At 74.9% G+C, this 15,680-nt stretch carries 20 protein-coding genes, 1 tRNA gene and 1 riboswitch; of the genes, 10 read left to right on the forward strand and 11 right to left on the reverse strand.

Translation table 11 applies throughout. The features are described from left to right. Window positions 1–2: 2 nt before the first annotated feature. The 6 genes from AB0637_RS08990 to AB0637_RS09015 form a co-directional block, all read right to left on the reverse strand. Window positions 3–170 carry a hypothetical protein gene (locus AB0637_RS08990; protein WP_366171449.1) on the reverse strand — a complete coding sequence of 56 codons (168 nt, stop codon included), beginning with the start codon at window positions 168–170 and terminating at the stop codon, window positions 3–5. Window positions 171–270: 100 nt separating this feature from the next. Then, window positions 271–1,371: an ABC transporter permease gene (locus tag AB0637_RS08995; protein ID WP_366171451.1), complete on the reverse strand. Its 1,101-nt coding sequence runs from the start codon at window positions 1,369–1,371 to the stop codon at window positions 271–273. Continuing rightward, on the reverse strand, window positions 1,368–2,390 hold the full coding sequence (locus AB0637_RS09000) for an ABC transporter ATP-binding protein (RefSeq protein WP_366171453.1): 1,023 nt from the start codon (window positions 2,388–2,390) through the stop codon (window positions 1,368–1,370). The genes AB0637_RS08995 and AB0637_RS09000 overlap by 4 nt, the downstream gene beginning before the upstream one ends. Before the next feature lie 110 nt (window positions 2,391–2,500). Next, on the reverse strand, window positions 2,501–3,268 hold the full coding sequence (locus AB0637_RS09005) for an energy-coupling factor transporter transmembrane component T (protein WP_366171455.1): 768 nt from the start codon (window positions 3,266–3,268) through the stop codon (window positions 2,501–2,503). 128 nt (window positions 3,269–3,396) lie between these two features. Next, entirely contained in the window at window positions 3,397–4,848 is a 1,452-nt protein-coding gene (locus AB0637_RS09010; protein ID WP_366171457.1) for an ABC transporter ATP-binding protein, read from the reverse strand. A 5-nt stretch (window positions 4,849–4,853) separates the two neighbouring features. Continuing rightward, a complete protein-coding gene (locus AB0637_RS09015; protein WP_366171459.1) occupies window positions 4,854–5,456 on the reverse strand; it encodes an ECF transporter S component in 603 nt (200 codons plus the stop codon). A 51-nt stretch (window positions 5,457–5,507) separates the two neighbouring features. Next, a riboswitch (TPP riboswitch) is annotated at window positions 5,508–5,612 on the reverse strand. 49 nt (window positions 5,613–5,661) lie between these two features. Here AB0637_RS09015 and AB0637_RS09020 point away from each other — a divergent pair. The 3 genes from AB0637_RS09020 to AB0637_RS09030 all read left to right on the forward strand — a co-directional run bounded on the left by AB0637_RS09020 (window position 5,662) and on the right by AB0637_RS09030 (window position 6,428). Continuing rightward, window positions 5,662–5,802, forward strand: a complete 141-nt coding sequence (locus tag AB0637_RS09020) for a hypothetical protein (protein ID WP_366171461.1) — start codon at window positions 5,662–5,664, stop codon at window positions 5,800–5,802. 15 nt (window positions 5,803–5,817) lie between these two features. Beyond that, window positions 5,818–6,120, forward strand: a complete 303-nt coding sequence (locus tag AB0637_RS09025) for a DUF4235 domain-containing protein (protein ID WP_366171463.1) — start codon at window positions 5,818–5,820, stop codon at window positions 6,118–6,120. A 134-nt stretch (window positions 6,121–6,254) separates the two neighbouring features. Further along, window positions 6,255–6,428 carry a CsbD family protein gene (locus AB0637_RS09030; RefSeq protein ID WP_366171465.1) on the forward strand — a complete coding sequence of 58 codons (174 nt, stop codon included), beginning with the start codon at window positions 6,255–6,257 and terminating at the stop codon, window positions 6,426–6,428. Between the two features lie 19 nt (window positions 6,429–6,447). On the opposite strand, the gene AB0637_RS09035 is transcribed toward AB0637_RS09030, so the two are convergent. Together AB0637_RS09035 and AB0637_RS09040 are read right to left on the reverse strand one after the other, a co-directional pair. Further along, on the reverse strand, window positions 6,448–7,425 hold the full coding sequence (locus tag AB0637_RS09035; protein WP_366171467.1) for an SDR family oxidoreductase: 978 nt from the start codon (window positions 7,423–7,425) through the stop codon (window positions 6,448–6,450). An 82-nt stretch (window positions 7,426–7,507) separates the two neighbouring features. Beyond that, window positions 7,508–8,707: a serine hydrolase domain-containing protein gene (locus tag AB0637_RS09040; RefSeq protein WP_366171469.1), complete on the reverse strand. Its 1,200-nt coding sequence runs from the start codon at window positions 8,705–8,707 to the stop codon at window positions 7,508–7,510. Between the two features lie 145 nt (window positions 8,708–8,852). Here AB0637_RS09040 and AB0637_RS09045 point away from each other — a divergent pair, with 145 nt between their 5' ends. Then, a complete protein-coding gene (locus AB0637_RS09045) occupies window positions 8,853–9,119 on the forward strand; it encodes a hypothetical protein (RefSeq protein WP_366171471.1) in 267 nt (88 codons plus the stop codon). A 9-nt stretch (window positions 9,120–9,128) separates the two neighbouring features. Here AB0637_RS09045 and AB0637_RS09050 read toward each other — a convergent pair whose 3' ends face one another. Next, window positions 9,129–9,833, reverse strand: coding sequence for a CPBP family intramembrane glutamic endopeptidase (locus AB0637_RS09050; RefSeq protein WP_366171473.1), 705 nt, complete (start codon window positions 9,831–9,833; stop codon window positions 9,129–9,131). A gap of 46 nt (window positions 9,834–9,879) precedes the next feature. On the opposite strand from AB0637_RS09050, the gene AB0637_RS09055 reads away from it, so the two are divergent. Further along, complete coding sequence (locus tag AB0637_RS09055; RefSeq protein WP_366171475.1) at window positions 9,880–10,455, forward strand: TetR/AcrR family transcriptional regulator; 576 nt, start codon at window positions 9,880–9,882, stop codon at window positions 10,453–10,455. Between the two features lie 61 nt (window positions 10,456–10,516). On the opposite strand, the gene AB0637_RS09060 is transcribed toward AB0637_RS09055, so the two are convergent. Next, window positions 10,517–10,590 (reverse strand) — tRNA-Gly (locus tag AB0637_RS09060). A 75-nt stretch (window positions 10,591–10,665) separates the two neighbouring features. On the opposite strand from AB0637_RS09060, the gene dcd reads away from it, so the two are divergent. From dcd to AB0637_RS09085, 5 genes are all read left to right on the forward strand, one after another. Further along, window positions 10,666–11,241, forward strand: a complete 576-nt coding sequence (dcd, locus tag AB0637_RS09065) for a dCTP deaminase (protein ID WP_366171476.1) — start codon at window positions 10,666–10,668, stop codon at window positions 11,239–11,241. A gap of 101 nt (window positions 11,242–11,342) precedes the next feature. After that, a complete protein-coding gene (locus AB0637_RS09070) occupies window positions 11,343–12,635 on the forward strand; it encodes an HDOD domain-containing protein (RefSeq protein WP_366171478.1) in 1,293 nt (430 codons plus the stop codon). A gap of 109 nt (window positions 12,636–12,744) precedes the next feature. Further along, window positions 12,745–13,167 (forward strand): ankyrin repeat domain-containing protein, encoded by a 423-nt coding sequence (locus AB0637_RS09075; RefSeq protein WP_366171673.1) that lies wholly within the window; start codon window positions 12,745–12,747, stop codon window positions 13,165–13,167. A gap of 104 nt (window positions 13,168–13,271) precedes the next feature. Further along, a complete protein-coding gene (locus tag AB0637_RS09080; RefSeq protein WP_366171480.1) occupies window positions 13,272–14,630 on the forward strand; it encodes a potassium transporter TrkG in 1,359 nt (452 codons plus the stop codon). Next, complete coding sequence (locus AB0637_RS09085) at window positions 14,623–15,303, forward strand: TrkA family potassium uptake protein (RefSeq protein WP_366171482.1); 681 nt, start codon at window positions 14,623–14,625, stop codon at window positions 15,301–15,303. Before AB0637_RS09080 ends, AB0637_RS09085 begins: the two co-directional genes overlap by 8 nt. Before the next feature lie 117 nt (window positions 15,304–15,420). Here the strand turns inward: AB0637_RS09085 and AB0637_RS09090 are convergent, their stop codons facing one another. After that, window positions 15,421–15,624, reverse strand: a complete 204-nt coding sequence (locus AB0637_RS09090; protein ID WP_366171484.1) for a hypothetical protein — start codon at window positions 15,622–15,624, stop codon at window positions 15,421–15,423. Window positions 15,625–15,680: the final 56 nt, after the last annotated feature.

Here is a 15,680-nt window from a genome sequence, read left to right on the forward strand (position 1 = left end):
GCTCACTCGTCGGTCTCGTCGGGCCAGCACAGGCACAACGGGCTGGCCGACACGGTCCGGTCCGGCCGGCGGGGCGCCGGCCCCGGCGGGACGGCGGCGAGGATGCGGTCGAGTTCGGCGTCCAGCGCCGTGCGCAGAGCGGTGCTGTCGCGTTCGGTGGCCACGTTCACGGAAACCCCCTGGGAACTGTCGGTGCGGTGGACGTGGCCGAGCCTGCCCCCGGAAAACCCGGGGCGTCAGTGCGCACCTCACCGTTCCCGGGTGCGTTCCTCACAGCCGGGCGCAGCGCGCGCACACGCCGGCGAGCGCCGCCCACGCGAGGACGGCGACGGCGCTCAGACCGGCGAGGCAGAGCAGCGCCGGAGTCGCCGGACCCCCCGCGAGCACCGACCGCACCCCGTCGGCGAACCAGGCCGTGGGGACGAACCGGAGCAGCGTGCCGAGCGCGGGGGGAAGCACGGAGGACGGCAGCAGGACCCCGCCGAACAACCCCACGACACCCGCCACGACCCACAGCACCGGGCCGGTCTCCCGGCCCGTCCGCAGGAACCCGCCGACGAGTGCGCCGACCGCCGTGCCCGCGAGGGTCCCGGCCGTGGCGAGCAGGACGAGCAGCACGAACGGGACGGGTCCGGGCGGGTCGGCGACGGCGACCACGACGACGGCGGGCACGGCGAGCAGGAGCCGGGAGGGCAGCAGGGCCCCGGCGAACCGGGCGGCGCGGAACCCCCGCACCCTCGTCGTGCCCATGACGAGCGCGAGCGTGCCGCTGGCCCGCCAGCGGCGGACACGGCCGGCGGTGCCCGGCAGCGCCAGGACGACCGCGGTGAGGACGACGACGCCCGGCAGCACCTGGCCGGCGACGCCGTGCGCGGTCCGGCCGTCGGGTCCGACGACGTGGACGGCGCGGCCGGGCAGGGCGCGCTGCACGGTCTCGAAGAGGTCCCCGGCCGCCCCCGTGGCGGCCGGGGCCACGCGCACGAGGACGGGTCCGGTGGCGGGGACGGTGACGGTCGCGTCGAGCCCCGGGCCGGGGGCGCCGAGGACGTCGTCGGGTCCGGTCCCGGCGGTCGGGGGGCGCACCTCGTCACCGGCGACGGCGAAGGCGCGTTCCACGGCCCCCGCCGCCGGCCCGCCCGCGACCTGCACGACGTGCGGTGCGCCGGACCCGCCGAGCTGTCCGAGGAGGAGGGCGACGGCGAGGACGAGCAGCGGGGTGACGACGGCCTGCGCCAGCAACGGCCGGTCGCGCAGCGACTCGCGCAGCGCCGCCCGGGACGGTGAGAGGCGGCGGGGGCAGGGGCGCTGCCGCCGGCCCGTGTCGGGGGTCGCGGTGGTGGCTCCGCGGGCGCTCTCGCGCGTGAGGCTCACAGCGCCCGCCGGCGGTCGGCCGTGGCGCGCCGCACGGCGTCGGCGAGCGAGGCGTCGTGGTGGTGCACCTCCCGCAGGGTGCGCAGCCCGGAGGCGAGGGCGGTCCAGCGGTCGGGGGACACGTCCGGCACGTCGACGCGGGTCAGGTCCCCGACGCGCCGGAAGGTGGCCCCGGGCAGGGTCGCGGCGAGCGAACTGGCCTCCACGGCGTCGGCGACGAGGGCCGTCACGCCGCCGTGGGAGGCGAACCGCTCGACGACCTCGCGGGCGGGTGCGACGGCGACGAGCCGCCCGCGGCGCAGCACGGCCACGCGGTCGCAGGCGGCGAGCAGGCGGGCCCCGTCGACGGCGTCCAGGACCTCCGGGCGACCACCGGCGACGACGGCCGTCCCGCCGTCGGCGCGGTGCCGGCGCAGGAGCGCGGCCAGGGCGGGGGCCGTGCCCGGAGCCGCCCCGCCGGCCGGTTCGTCGCACACGACGACGGGTGCCCCGCCCGCGAAGGTGACGGCGAGCTGCAGCCGCTGCCGCTCCCCGTGGGCGAGGCCGCGGACGAGGACCCGGGCGGCGTCCGTGAGGTCGGCGAGGGCGAGCAGCTCGTCGGTGCCGGCACCGGGACGGCTGCGCAGCGCGGCCCACAGCGACAGCGTCTCCTCCACCGTGAGGTGGTCGAACAGGGCCGCGTGCGACGGCAGGGTCGCGACCGTGTCGGCGCCGGGGTCCCGGCCCAGCACGCGGACGGAGCCCTCGGTGGGACGGGTGCCGCCCGCCAGCACCGAGAGCAGGGTGGACGTGCCCGCCCCCCGACGGCCGACGACGGCGAGGACCTCACCGGCGCGGACGTCGAGGTCGACACCCTCGAGGAGGACCGCGGCGGCGGCCCCCTCGAGGTCCGACGACGGGTAGGGCCCGGACCGCACGTGGACGCCGGACGCGCTGACGGCGTGCGCAGGGTCGCGACGGTCTCCCCCGACGGTCGCCAGGCCCCCGCCCGGCACACCGCCCGGAGCTCGCCTCGCCACCCTGCTCGTCACCCGCCCCGACACCCTGGCCCTCCCCCGAGTGGCACCCGCGCGGTGCGGGCCCTGTCCGAGAGGCTCCTCCGCCGCCGGGACGGCCGGTAGGTCAGCCGTCAGGTCGTGACCGTGAGGAACGCACCCCCCGCACGGAGCAGCGCGGGCACCGCGGCGACCAGCGTCCCGACGAGCAGGAGCACGGTGTCGGCCCGTCGCCAGGGCGCGGGCAGCGCCCACGTCCGCCGCCCGGCCCCCTCCGCTGAGAAGCCGCGGGCGTCCATGGCGAGGGACACGCGCCCGGCACCGCGGACGGCGTCGACGAGCAGCCCGAAGGACGTCGAGGCCGCCCACCGGACCCGCCCGACGGGGCCCCGTCCCGGGCCCAGGCCGCGGACGCGGCGGGCGGCCGCGACCTGGTCCCAGGAGTCCGCGAGGGCGTCGAGCCGGCCCAGCGCGACGACGACGGCGACGACCACGCGCCCCGGCAGGCGCAGCCGCTGGGCGAGGTGGTCTCCCGCCTCGGCGGGGTCGAGCCAGCCGAGCAGCAGGGCTCCCGGCAGGACGAGCACGAGCAGCCGCAAGGCCGCCGTGAGCGCCGTCCACAGGGGTTCGGCGCTGTCCCCGGCGAGGACGGTGGACCAGCCGACGGAGACCGCCGCGATGCCCAACGGCAGCAGCCGGCGCAGGGCGACGCGGACGTCCCCGACGACGAGGGGGAGGCAGAGCGCCTGCACGACAAGCGCTCCCGCGGCGTGCCACCACGTCTGCACGGCGAACGCCCCGACGGCGCAGAGGACACCGACGGCCAGCAGCGACAGCGGTCCACAGTGCCGCACGAGGGGTCCGGGGCCGGCGCTGCGCCGCTGCGCGGGGGTCGGGGGCACCCCCTCGTCCACACCGTCGTCCACACGCTCGCCCACACCCTGCACAGGAGTCCCCACAGGTTCGTCCACAGTGCTGTGCACAGAGGTGTGGACGATGGGGTGGACGGCGGGGCGGGGCTCCCGGGGGCTCACGCGGCCGCCTCCGTGCGCGACCCGCGGTGCAGGTGGACGGGGGCCCCGGACCGGGGGCCCAGCGCGTCGAGCAGCCGGACGTCGTGCGTGCCGACGGCCACGGCGGCGCCGTCGCGGGCGGCCGCGGCGAGCAGGCCCGCCACGACCGCCCAGGTGCCGCGGTCCTGCCCCACGGTCGGCTCGTCGGCGACCACGAGCGCCGGTCCGGCGGCCAGGGCGGCGGCCACGGCGAGCCGGCGCTGCTCCCCGCCGGACAGGCGGAAGGGGTTGACGTCGGCGAGCGCCGTCAGGCCCAGCAGCTCCAGCAGGGCCTGCCCGCGGGAGGCGTCGGCGCCGAGCACGGACGCCGTCACGGCGACCTCCTCGCGGACGGTGGCGGCGACGAAGGTGTGCTCGGGGAACTGCGGCGACCACCCCACCCGCGCCGCGAGCTCGCGGGAGGTCCACGCGTGCGGCGCGCGGCGGCCCTTGCGTCCGGCCAGCGACGACGCGGCCTGCAGCCGGCCCGACGTCGGCGGGGTGAGCCCGGCCAGCAGCGTCAGCAGGCTCGACTTCCCGGCGCCGCTGTCGCCCGTGACCGCGGTGACGGCGCCCGCGGTGAGCGCCACGTCGATCCCGCGCAGGACGGTCGCGGGGGGCCGGGGCCGCAGCCCGCGACGCGTGCGGACCAGGCCGAGGTCGGTACCGCGCAGCAGCTCCCCGGCGCCGGCGGCGAGCGTGGGGGCGAGCAGCCCGGCGGGGACGTCGAGCGGCTGCGGGGCGGGCACCCCGGGCCACCACAGGTCGCCACCGTCGGGGCCGTCGACACCGACACCGACACCGCCACCGCCGAGGACCACGACGCGATCGACGTGGGGTGCCCACCCGGCCACGTCGTGGTCGACGACGACGAGGCTGCGGGTCCCCCCGACCGCGTCGAGGACGGCGGCGCGCACGGCGGCCGCGGTCGGGGCGTCGAGCATCGAGGTGGGTTCGTCCAGGAGCAGGACGGCCGGGTCGGCCGCCAGCGTCCCGGCGAGGGCGAGCCGCTGCCGCTCCCCCCCGGACAGGGTCCGCACCTCACGGTCCCGCCCGGCGGTGTACCGGGCCGCGGCGTGGGCGCGGGCGACCGTGCGCCAGGTGCCGGGACGGTCGACGCCGGCGTTCTCCGGTCCGAAGGCGGTGTCCCGCCCGGCCGTCTCGGCCACCACGGCGTCGAGCGGGTCCTGCACGAGGAGCCCGACCTCCCCCGGCGCCGCCGCCCGTCCCGCGAGGAGCACCTCGCCGGTGGCCTCGACGTCGTCGTCGAGGAGTCCGGCGAGCGCCCGCAGGACGGTGGACTTGCCGGCACCGCTGGGTCCGGCGAGCAGGACGCGTTCGCCCGCCGCGACGTCGAGGTCGACGTCGCGGACGAGCGTGCGGCCGCCGGGGGCGGTGACGGTCAGCCCCCGCAGGGCGAGGTGGGGCACCGTGCTCAGCCGCGGTGCTCGCGCCCGGCGGGGAACGCCGAGAGCGCACCGGTGCGGGCCAGCGCGCGGACGAGGGCCCAGCCGCCCAGGCCGGCGATGACGGCGCCGGAGACGGCGAAGGAGCCGATGTAGACGAGGCGGTACGGCATCGTCCAGGTGTCGCCGTAGTAGAGGAACTGCTCGACGACCCCCTCCAGGACACCCGCGACGACGCCGCCGAGGACGGCGACCGCGGGGCCGGAGCGGCGCCAGGCGAAGAGGGCGAAGGCCAGTTCGACGCCGACGCCCTGGACGGCACCGGACACGAGCACGGTGATGCCCCAGTAGTTGCCGAGGAGGGCCTCGACGGTCGCGGCGACCATCTCGGCCAGCAGCGCGGCGCCGGGCCGGCGGACGACGAGCGCCGCGACGACGGCGGGCAGCAGCCACACCCCGCCGAGCAGGCCCTTCAGGGGCGGCAGGAAGGCGAAGGCGGGCTCGACGGCCGCGTAGACCACGTCCCAGCCCCAGAACACGACGCCGAAGGCGACGCCGAGGACGGCGGCGGTGAGCAGGTCGACGGTGCGCCAGTGGTGCGCGGCGCGCGAACGGTTGAGCGTGGTGCTCACGGTGGTTCCTCCTGGTCCCAGGAGGGGGACGCGCGACCACCGCGGTCACGCGTCGAGGACGTCCCGACTCCCTACGCCGGTGTGAACCGGATCAGGTTCGAGGGTCTGCGGAAACCCGCACTCTCAGCGCCCCACGGCGCTCCCCTGTCGTTGCCCGGCGAGGGTACCGCGGCGGCGCCCCGGCCGGTGAGGGGAGGATGGTGCCGTGCTGCGGATGATGCGAGGACCGGATGGCGGCCCGTCGCGGGCGGTCAAGCTCATGACCCTCGTGGTCGTGCTGGCGGTCCTGGCCGGCAGCGCCGCCGCGCTGACTCCGGTCCTGGGCTGGCTCCTGGGACTGCTGTAGGGCAGGGTGCCGGGCATGAGCTCGATCGTCTGGAAGTTCGTCGGCCCGGGTGCCGGCATCCTCGCGACCGCGGTCGCGGGGCGCGTCACGAAGAAGGTCTGGGTCGCGGTGACCAAGTCGCCGCCGCCGGACAACCCGGAGGACCCGGACGTGGCGTGGAAGGAAGCGGTCGTGTGGGCGCTGGCCTCCGGCGCCGTCATCGGCCTCACGCGGTTGATCGTCGAGCGGCAGGCCGCGGTCTGGTACCGCAAGAGCTTCGGCGACCTGCCCCCGGGTCTCGGGCACGGTGACGACGGGGCCGTCGAGAAGTACTCCTGACCCTCGTCCCCGAGGGTGTTCGTGTGGGTGTCGTGACGACGCCCGGCCCGGCCCCGTTCCCGGGTGCGGTCCCTCTGCGGCGGTGCTGCAGTGGGACCGCACCGGGAACCACCCGGTCATCGAGGAGGCTGACCATGAGCGCCACGGACAAGATCAAGAACGCCGCCCAGGACCTCGCCGGCAAGGCCAAGGAGGCCGCCGGCGGCGCCAAGGGTGACGACGAACTGCGCGCCGAGGGTCAGAAGGACCAGGCGGCCGCCGACCTGAAGCAGCGCGGCGAGCACGTCAAGGACGCCTTCAAGGGCTGATCCGCCCCTCGGCTGCGTGTCAGCCGAACCGTTCCACGAGCCGGTCCTGACGGGCGTCGACAGCGGGGTCGACGACCCGCAGGGCCGGGTTCGCGTCGTGGTGGGCCACGATCTCCCGCGCTCCCTGGGAGAACGACGTGCGTGCCGCGAAACCCGGGACGAGCCGCTTCAGCACGGTGTTGTCGAAGACGACCGAGTGCGCCTTGTCGCCCAGCAGACCCGGCCCACGGTCGGGGGCTTCGCGCGCGATGACGTCGCTGGGGACGTGCACGATCTGCGGGTCGTCCACCCCGGCCGCGGTCGCGAGGCGGCGCGCGATCCCGTCCCACGTAAGCACCTCGTCGGACGTGATGTGGACGGCCTCGCCGGTGACGGCGGGTTCCCCGAGCAGGGGCACGAAACCCTCCGCGAAGTCGGTGTGGTGCGTCAGGACCCACGTCGAGGTGCCGTCCCCGTGCACGACGACGGGTTTCCCGCGCCGCATCCGGTCGACGGCCGTCCACCCGTCGTCGAGCGGCACCATCGTCCGGTCGTAGGTGTGGCTGGGGCGGACCACGACCGCCGGGAACCCGTTCTCGCGCCACTCCCGCACCAGCAGCTCCTCGCAGGCGATCTTGTCGCGGGAGTACTGCCAGAACGGGTTGCGCAGCGGCGTCGACTCCGTGATGGGCAGGTGCCCGACGGGTTTGGCGTACGCGCTGGCGCTGGAGATGAAGACGAACTGCCCCGTGCGACCCCGGAACTGCTCGACGTCCGCGGCGACGTGCTCGGGGGTGAACGCCACGAAGTCGACGACGACGTCGAAGGTGCTGTCCCCCAGGGCGTCCCGCACGGCGGCGGGATCACGGCCGTCGGCCGCCAGCGACGTCACCCCCTCGGGCAGCGGACGCCGTCCGGAACCGCGGTTGAGGACGGTCAGGTCGATCCCCCGCCGGACCGCCAGGTCGGCGCAGGCGGAGCTGATGGTGCCGGTGCCACCGATGAACAGGACGCGCACGTTTCCTCCCGTCGTCCCGACGACCCCGTCGGGTGCCCTCACCCTAGACGCCGTTTCCGGACCGACACCCGCAGGGGCGGGGTCAGGTGTGCCCGTCGCAGACGGCGGCTTCGACGGCCGCGTTGACGTCGGAGAGGTCCTCGAGCGTGCGCGGCAGCGCCGTCACGGCGACGACCACGGACCGACCGTCGGAGGTGGCGAGGTTGCGGGTCTCGTACCCCTGGATGTCCCCGCCGTGCCCCCAGGCCTCGACCCCGCAGCTCAGGGTCCGGTGCGCGAACCCCAGGCCGTAGCTCCAGCCCGGTTCGGGTTCGAACTCCGCGGCCGGGACGGTCGTCAGCAGGTCCGCGCGCTGCGCCGGGGCGAGCAGGTCGGCACCCTCGGCACCGTGCGCCCCGAGGACCGCGGCCTGGAACCGGGCGAGGTCCGACGGCGTGGACACGAGCTGGCCCGCGGCCCAGCCGAGCGAGGGGTCGGTGTCGGTGACGTCGGTCCACGGCGCGTCCTCGCCCGCCGCGAGGTAGCCCCGCGGGTGCTCGCCGCGGATCTCCTGCTCGCCCGTCCCGGGCCAGTAGGTGTTCCGCAACCCCAGCCGCTCGATGACCCGCCGCGTGATCTCCTCCCCGACCGGCCGCCCCGTGACGCGCTGCACGAGCATCCCCGCGAGCAGGTAGTTCGTGTTGCTGTACTGCCACCGCGCACCCGGGGTGAACTCCGCGGGGGCGCCGAGCGCGGCCTGCAGCAGCTGGGAGGGGTCGAAGTACGTGTGCCGGATGTCGAGCAGCGCCGTGTCGCCCTTGCCGGCGTCGGCGACGACGGTGTCGTAGTCGGGCAGACCGCTCGTCTGCTGCAGGAGCTGGCGGACGGTGATGGCGCGGCCGTCGCCGCCGGGTCCGCGCACGAGGCCGGGCAGGTACGTCTCGACGGGTTCGTCGAGGGAGACCTTCCCCTCCCCCACGAGCTGCAGGACGACGACGGCCGTGAACGTCTTGGTGTTGCTGGCGATGCGGACGCGGCCGTCGGCGTGGATCGGGTCGCCCGTCGCGAGGTCCTGGACGCCGGCCGTGTAGTTCGTGACGCGACCGTCGGCGTCGCGGACGGCGGCGAGCACCCCGGGGAACCGGTCCTCGCGGACGAGGTCGTCGAGGTGTTGCTGGACGGCGGCCGAGCGCGCGCCCTGGTGGGCCCCGGGGGCGGCCGTCGCGGCGGAGGTCAGGCCCAGGGACAGGACGGCGGCGCCGGCGAGGGCGGCGGCGAGCGAGCGGGTCTTCGTGGTGGTCACGGGGTCCTCCTGGTCGGCGTTTCCTCGGTCCCCCGAGCCTTCCCGGACCGCGGCGCCCGATCGATCCCGTGCGCTGGAGGGACCGTGGTGGTGCAGGCACCACCTCCGGCGCGCGCCCGCGCCCCGTCGCCAGCACAGTGGCCGGGTGAGTGACGAGACGACGCCCCAGGTGGACCCGCGCGACAACGCCGAGGTCCGCACCGTGCAGGAGACCGGCAGTCGGGAGAACGCCCGCGCCTCCGACTCCGGCCCCGTGCCGAGCCCGGCCCGCGACCCGCAGGACCCGCTGGGTCTGGAGGACGACGTGGCCGACGGGACCGGTCAGGGCAACCCCATCGCCGGGGTCGAGATCAGCGAGGAGGACGCCGCGAACGCGGTGCCGGGTGACGACGGCCCGACCGGGACGCGCTGACCTCCCCGCTCACGCGCCCGTGACACGTGCGGCGACGGCCGGCACGAGCACGGGCGCGTTGACCGCGGCATGCAACGCCATGCACGCCACCAGGTTCCGACGCCACAGGTACAAGGCGTAGATCGCCACCGTCCCCCCGGCGTGGTGCAGCAGCCACCCCGGCCCGAAGAACGCCAGGTGCGGGACGACGAAGAACGGCGCGGTGAGGGCGACCGCGAGCCACCGGCGCCGGGTGAGTCCGGTGAGCCGTTCGAGCGGGTAGCCCCGGAACAGGACCTCCTCGAACACGGCCGCGCTGAGGACCATCGCGACGACGGCGAGCAGGGGCAGCGCGACGATCTCGCTGCTCCCCCGGCCCGGCCCGTCCGCGGGTGGCAGGACGACCGTTCCCAGCCACGACCAGAGCATGGCCACGCCGACGAGGACGAGGGCCGCCTCGAGGTCGCGCCCCGTCGGACGCACGATCCGCAGGGACGCCAGGTCGCGGCGCTCGACCGTCCGCACCCAGGTCAGCAGGAGTGCGACGGCCAGGACGTTCCAGGCGATGGAGACGGCCGGACCGGTCAGGCCGAGGCTCCGCAGGGCGGCGGACGGGTCCGCGCCGGCGGCGCGGACGACCGGCGGTAGCCACATCGGCGTCCACGCGAGGGCGATCCCGCCGAGGGCCACCCACCAGCTCCGGGCCCCGGACGGGTGGCTCGTCGTCATCGGCATGCGACTAGAGTACGTGCTCTAGAGCAGCCACTCCAGAGGGAGATCGATGACCGGCACAGCGGGCGACCGCGTGAACCCGCGCCGCCAGGCGATCCTCCAGGCGGCCTCGCGGCAGTTCGCCGCCGTCGGTTACGACCGGGCGTCCACGGCGTCGATCTGCCGGGCGGCCGGCGTCTCGTCGGGGACCTTCTTCCACCACTTCCCCACCAAGCTCGACGTGCTCGTGGGGGTCCTCGACGCGGGCCGGGACGCGACGGCCCGGCGCCTGGCCGCACTGGAGGAGTCCGGTTCCGGACTGGACGCCGTCCTCGCGCACGCCGCGGACGCCGCCGCGGAGGCGGGCGACCCCGACTACCCCGGTCTCGTGCTGGCCGTCGCGACCGTCGAGCAGGACCCCCGGGTGGCCGCGGCCCTGCACGCCGACGCCGACCTCGTGCAGGGGTTCCTGCTGCGGCAGCTGCAGATCGCGGCGCAGCGGGGTGAGGTGCGGCCCGGCGCCACGGGGCCCGACGTCCTGGCCCGGCGCGTGCGCTGGCTCCTGGACGGAGCCGCCGCGGACGCGCTCACGACCCCTCCGCGGCCGGGTGAGGTCGTCGAGGCGGTCCGGGCGCTGCTGACGTGACGCCACGTCCAGACCTCGGGAACGACGAAGGCCCAGGTCTACCGGACCTGGGCCTTCGGGCTGGAGCGGGCGACGAGAATCGAACTCGCACTATCAGCTTGGGAAGCTGAAGTTCTACCATTGAACTACGCCCGCATGCCCTGCGGAGCAGGACGGTGACCACTGTAACCGACGCCGGCGTGTGCTCGCACCGGCGGTACGGTGACGCCCGTGCTGCTCTCCGACCGCGACATCCGCGCCCAGCTGGACTCCGGACGGGTGTCGCTGGAGCCCTACGAGCCGTCGATGGTGCAGCCGAGCAGCGTGGACGTGCGGCTGGACCGCTTCTTCCGCCTCTTCGACAACCACAAGTACTCGGTCATCGACCCGGCGCTGGAGCAGCCCGAGCTCACCCGTCTGGTCGAGACGGCCCCCGACGAGCCGTTCATCCTGCACCCCGGCGAGTTCGTCCTCGGCTCCACGTACGAGGTCGTGTCGCTGCCGGACGACATCTCCGCGCGGCTGGAGGGCAAGAGCAGCCTCGGCCGGCTCGGGCTCCTCACCCACTCCACGGCGGGATTCATCGACGCCGGGTTCTCCGGGCACGTGACGCTGGAGCTGTCCAACGTCGCCACGCTGCCCATCACCCTGTGGCCGGGGATGAAGATCGGCCAGCTCTGCTTCTTCCAGCTCTCCTCCCCCGCCGAGCAGCCGTACGGCACGGGCTCGGCGGGCTCGCGGTACCAGGGACAGCGGGGTCCGACGCCCAGCCGCTCGGCCCAGGGCTTCCACCGCACCCGGGTCTGAGCACCGGTCCGAGCACGCGTCGCACCCTTTCGGCCCAGCGGTGACGGAGAACACTTCAGTCCTCCCGTGGGGACGCCGTTGACACGGATGTGGAGCTCGTGGTGACGACGGACGGGGAGGGGACCGCGGTGGACGCGCACACCCCTGCACGACCCGCACCCGAGGCCGACCCGGCGATGACGGTGTCGCCGGTGCGCGTGGGCCGCCAGGGCATCTACGACAGCGAACGCCGCCTCGTCGCCTATGAGCTGCTGTTCCGCAACCACGGCCGGGCCAGCGCCGAGCTCGCCGAGGGCGCCGAGCAGGACCACGCGACGTCGCAGGTCATCAGCGCCACCTTCGGGGACTTCGGCGTCGAGCAGATCGCCGGTGACCGGCTGCTGTTCATCAACCTCACGCGGGGCTTCTTCACCGGCGCCCTGCCGATCCCGTGCTCCCCCGACCAGGTGGTGCTGGAGCTCCTCGAGAACATCGACGTCGACGCGGAGGTCCTCGAGGGCCTGCACCGGTTGCGCGCCCTGGGCTACCGCATCGCCGTCGACGACTTCATCGGCGAGGAGGGCCGGCTGCCTGCCGTCGCCCTCGCCGACTACGTGAAGATCGACGTCGAGGCCGCGGGCGACGACTTCGAGCGCGTCCTGCGACTGTCCCGCGAGCACAACCCGACGGCGCTCGTCGTCGTCGAGCGCATCGAGGACGACGAGCTCTTCGCCCGCTGCCTGGCCGCCGGCGCCGACCTGTTCCAGGGCTACGGCCTGCAGCGGCCTGTGACCCTGGAGGCCGTCAGCCTCACCCCCTCGCAGCTGGTCTGCCTGCGACTCGTGCGGGCCCTCACCGGCAACGACGCGCCGCTGCGCGAGGTCGAGGAGCTCGTCGCCTCCGACCCCGCGCTCAGCCTGCGGGTGCTGAAGACGGTGTCGTCGGCGGCCGCGGGCACGAAGACGAGCATCACCTCGCTGCGGCAGGCGATCGTCCTGCTCGGCCGCCAGCAGCTGTGCTCCTGGGTCGTGCTCATGCTCCTGGGCGGCGTCACGAGCGTCGACACGGAGGCGTTGACGATGGTCCTGGCCCGGGCGGCGGCCTGCTCGCGCCTGGCGCCGCAGGACGCCGACCTGGCCTACACGGTCGGCCTGCTGTCCGGTGTCGCGACGGTGCTGGCGATGGGCGAGGACGAGCTCGTCGACACGACGGGGGTCGCACCGTCGGTACGGGCTGCGCTCGTCGAGCGGCGGGGGACCGCCGGTCGGGCCCTGCGCGCGGTCCTCGCGTACGAGGAGGACGACCCCTTCGTCATCACCGACGCCGGCCACGCGGTCTACGAGGTGTCCCGCGCGTACCTGACAGCGCTGAGTGGCGCCATGGTCACCGTCGGTTCGGTCATGGAGCGCGTGTGACCGCGGACACGCGACGGGCGTGCACACTGCGTGCAGCGGGACCTACCCTGACGCCGTGACACGCGAGCGGGAGGACCCCGGCTCCGGGTCGGCGGACGCCGGCACCGCGGTGGGAGCCGTCCCCTCGGGCCCGGCGGACGAGGGCGAGGAACGGGCGCTCGCGCTCGCCCACCGCGTCTTCGAGCACGCCCGCAACGGCCGGGTGCGCGAACTGTGCGGCTACCTCGACCTCGGCGTCCCGGTGAACTCCACCGACAGCGACGGCAACACGCTCCTCATGCTCGCGGCCTACCACGGGCACCCGCGGACGGTCCTGGCCCTGCTGGAACGCGGCGCCGACCCCGACCGCGCCAACAGCCGGGGCCAGACCCCCCTGGCCGGCGCCGTCTTCAAGGGCGAGGTGGAGGTCGTGGCCGCCCTCGTCGGCGCCGACGCCGACCCCTACCTCGGCTCCCCGAACGCGCTGGAGGCCGCGCGCTTCTTCGGCCGCGAGGACCTGCTGGAACTGCTCGAGGTCCCCGAACCGGACTGACCGTCCCTCCCCGCCGCCGCGGCCCCGTTAGCCTGGCCTCGGTCGGCGCGCCCGCGTCGTGCGCGGGCGCACCCGTGCTGGCACGATGCAGGCGGAGGCACCTCGTGGCGGAAGTCCCCGCGACCCGCCGGCGTCAGCGCATCTTCCGGCACCCCGCCCAGGTCGTGGCGATCGGCTTCGCCGCGGCCGTCGCGCTCGGGACCGCCCTGCTGTGGCTGCCCGTCGCGCGCCGGGGTCCGGGGTCGGCCACGTTCGTCGAGGCCCTCTTCACGGCCGTCAGCGCGCTGTGCGTCACGGGGCACGTCGTCGTCGACACGCGCGAGCACTGGTCGACGTTCGGCCTCGTCGTCATCCTCGCCCTCGCCCAGGTCGGCGGGTTCGGGATCATGACCTCGGCCTCGCTGCTGGGCGTCTTCGCCTCCCGCCGCCTCGGTCTGCGGTCGCGGATGCTCACGGCGACGGAGTCCCGGGGGCTGAACCTCGGGGACGTCCGCTCGGTGCTGCTGGGCGTCGTGCGCGTCTCCCTGCTCGTCGAGGCGGTCGTGGCGGTCCTGCTGACGTCCCGGCTCCTCGCCGGGTACGGCAGGACCCCGGGCCAGGCGGCGTGGGAGGGGTCGTTCCTCGCCATCTCGTCGTTCAACAACGCCGGGTTCGTGCTGCGCTCGGACAGCATGACGGACTTCGTGTCCGACCCCTGGATGTGCCTGCCGGTCATCGTGGGCTCGTTCCTCGGCGGGCTGGGTTTCCCGGTCCTGCTGGAGCTGCGCAAGCAGTTCCGCTTCCCGCAGCGCTGGTCCCTGCACACCAAGCTCACGCTCGTCACGACGATCCCGCTGCTGCTGATCGGGGCCGTCTTCCTGACGGTCAACGAGTGGCGCAACCCCGCGACGCTGGCCGGGTTGGACTGGTGGGCCCGGCCGCTGGCGGGCCTGTTCCAGGCTGCCGCGACGCGCAGTTCGGGCTTCAACTCGATCGACATCACGAGCATGAACGGCGGGTCCTGGCTCGTCATGGACGTGCTGATGTTCATCGGGGGCGGGTCGGCCTCGACCGCCGGCGGCATCAAGGTGACGACGTTCGCGCTCCTGGCCGTCGCGGTCTACGCCGAGTTCCGCGGCGAGCCCACCGTCACCCTCTTCCAGCGCAAGGTCGCCGACCGCGTCGTCCGGCAGGCGCTCACCGTGGCGCTGGCCTCGCTGGGTGTCGTCGTCGTGTCGACGGTGGTGCTCGTGGAGATGACGCGGGCCCCGCTGGACATGGTCGTCTTCGAGGTCGTGTCCTCGTTCGCCACGGTCGGCCTCAGCTCCGGGCTGCTGGTGCAGCTGCCGGACTCCGGACAGGTCATCCTGGCCCTGCTGATGTTCCTCGGCCGCATCGGGCCGATCACGCTCGGCGCCGCCCTGGCGCTGCGCGAACGCACGCGTCTGTACGAGTACCCCGAGGGAAGGCCGATCATTGGGTAGCAAGCGTTCCGCTCTGGCCAGCCCGCGGTCGGTCGTGGTCATCGGCCTCGGCCGCTTCGGCCGCTCGTTGGCCCTGGAGCTCATGGAGGACGGTCAGGTCGACGTCCTGGGCATCGACAACGACGCGAGCCTCGTCGACGAGCTCGCCGGCTCCCTGACCCACGCCGTCGTCGCCGACTCCACGAAGGAGGAGGCGCTGCGGCAGCTGTCGGTCCACGAGTTCGACCGCGCCGTCGTCGGCATCGGGACGAACCTCGAGGCGAGCATCCTGACGGTCTCGACGCTGCTGCAGTTCGGCATCCGGAACGTGTGGGCCAAGGCCATCAGCGAGTCCCACGCGCGGATCCTGACCCAGCTCGGCGCCCACAAGGTCATCCGCCCCGAGCACGAGATGGGACTGCGCGTCGCCCACCTCGTGCGCGGCCGGATGCTCGACTACATCGAGTTCGACGACGGCTACGCCATGGTCAAGACGACGCCGCCGAGCCCCATCGTCGGCAAGAGCCTGGGGCAGGTGAGGCTCCGCAGCACCTACAAGGTGACGGTCGTCGCCCACCACCGGGCGGGCGACGGCTTCACGTACGCCACGCCCGAGACGGTGCTCGCCGCCGACGACGTGATCATCGTGTCCGGGCAGATCCGGGACGTCGAGGCCTTCAGCGCCCTCTCCTGACCCCCGCTCGACCCCGCCACCCTCGCGGCGGAAAACACTCTTTCCGCCCCCTGGAACCGTTCCCGGAGGGCGGAAGGAGTGTTCTCCGCCGATGGGTGGGGGCGGGGTGGGGGCGGGTCAGCGGCCCTCGGTGTCCGGGTTGTCGCGGCGGTCGACGCCGGGGAGGCGGCGGCGTTCGGGCTCCCCGCGCTCGGCGCGCGTGAGGTCGATCGTCGTCCGGCGGTCGACGCGCTGGCGACGGTTCTCCTCGCTCTCGCCGGTCGCGTCGTCCACGTCCGAAGCCTCGACCTCGTCAGGCCGCTCGGCCCCTTCGTCACTCACGTCACCACCTCACCACGCAGCGTGTCCCCCTGTCACGCCGCCGCCGCATTGCTTGC

It is taken from the genome of Kineococcus sp. NPDC059986, from assembly GCF_040702905.1.
Taxonomy (GTDB): domain Bacteria; phylum Actinomycetota; class Actinomycetes; order Actinomycetales; family Kineococcaceae; genus Kineococcus.

Excerpts from the sequence above, each read along its gene's own strand:
- AB0637_RS09055 (WP_366171475.1), top strand. The coding sequence starts at position 9,880 with ATGACCGGCACAGCGGGCGACCGCGTGAACCCGCGCCGCCAGGCGATC.
- AB0637_RS09050 (WP_366171473.1), bottom strand. The coding sequence starts at position 9,833 with ATGCCGATGACGACGAGCCACCCGTCCGGGGCCCGGAGCTGGTGGGTG.
- AB0637_RS09030 (WP_366171465.1), top strand. The coding sequence starts at position 6,255 with ATGAGCGCCACGGACAAGATCAAGAACGCCGCCCAGGACCTCGCCGGC.
- AB0637_RS09025 (WP_366171463.1), top strand. The coding sequence starts at position 5,818 with ATGAGCTCGATCGTCTGGAAGTTCGTCGGCCCGGGTGCCGGCATCCTC.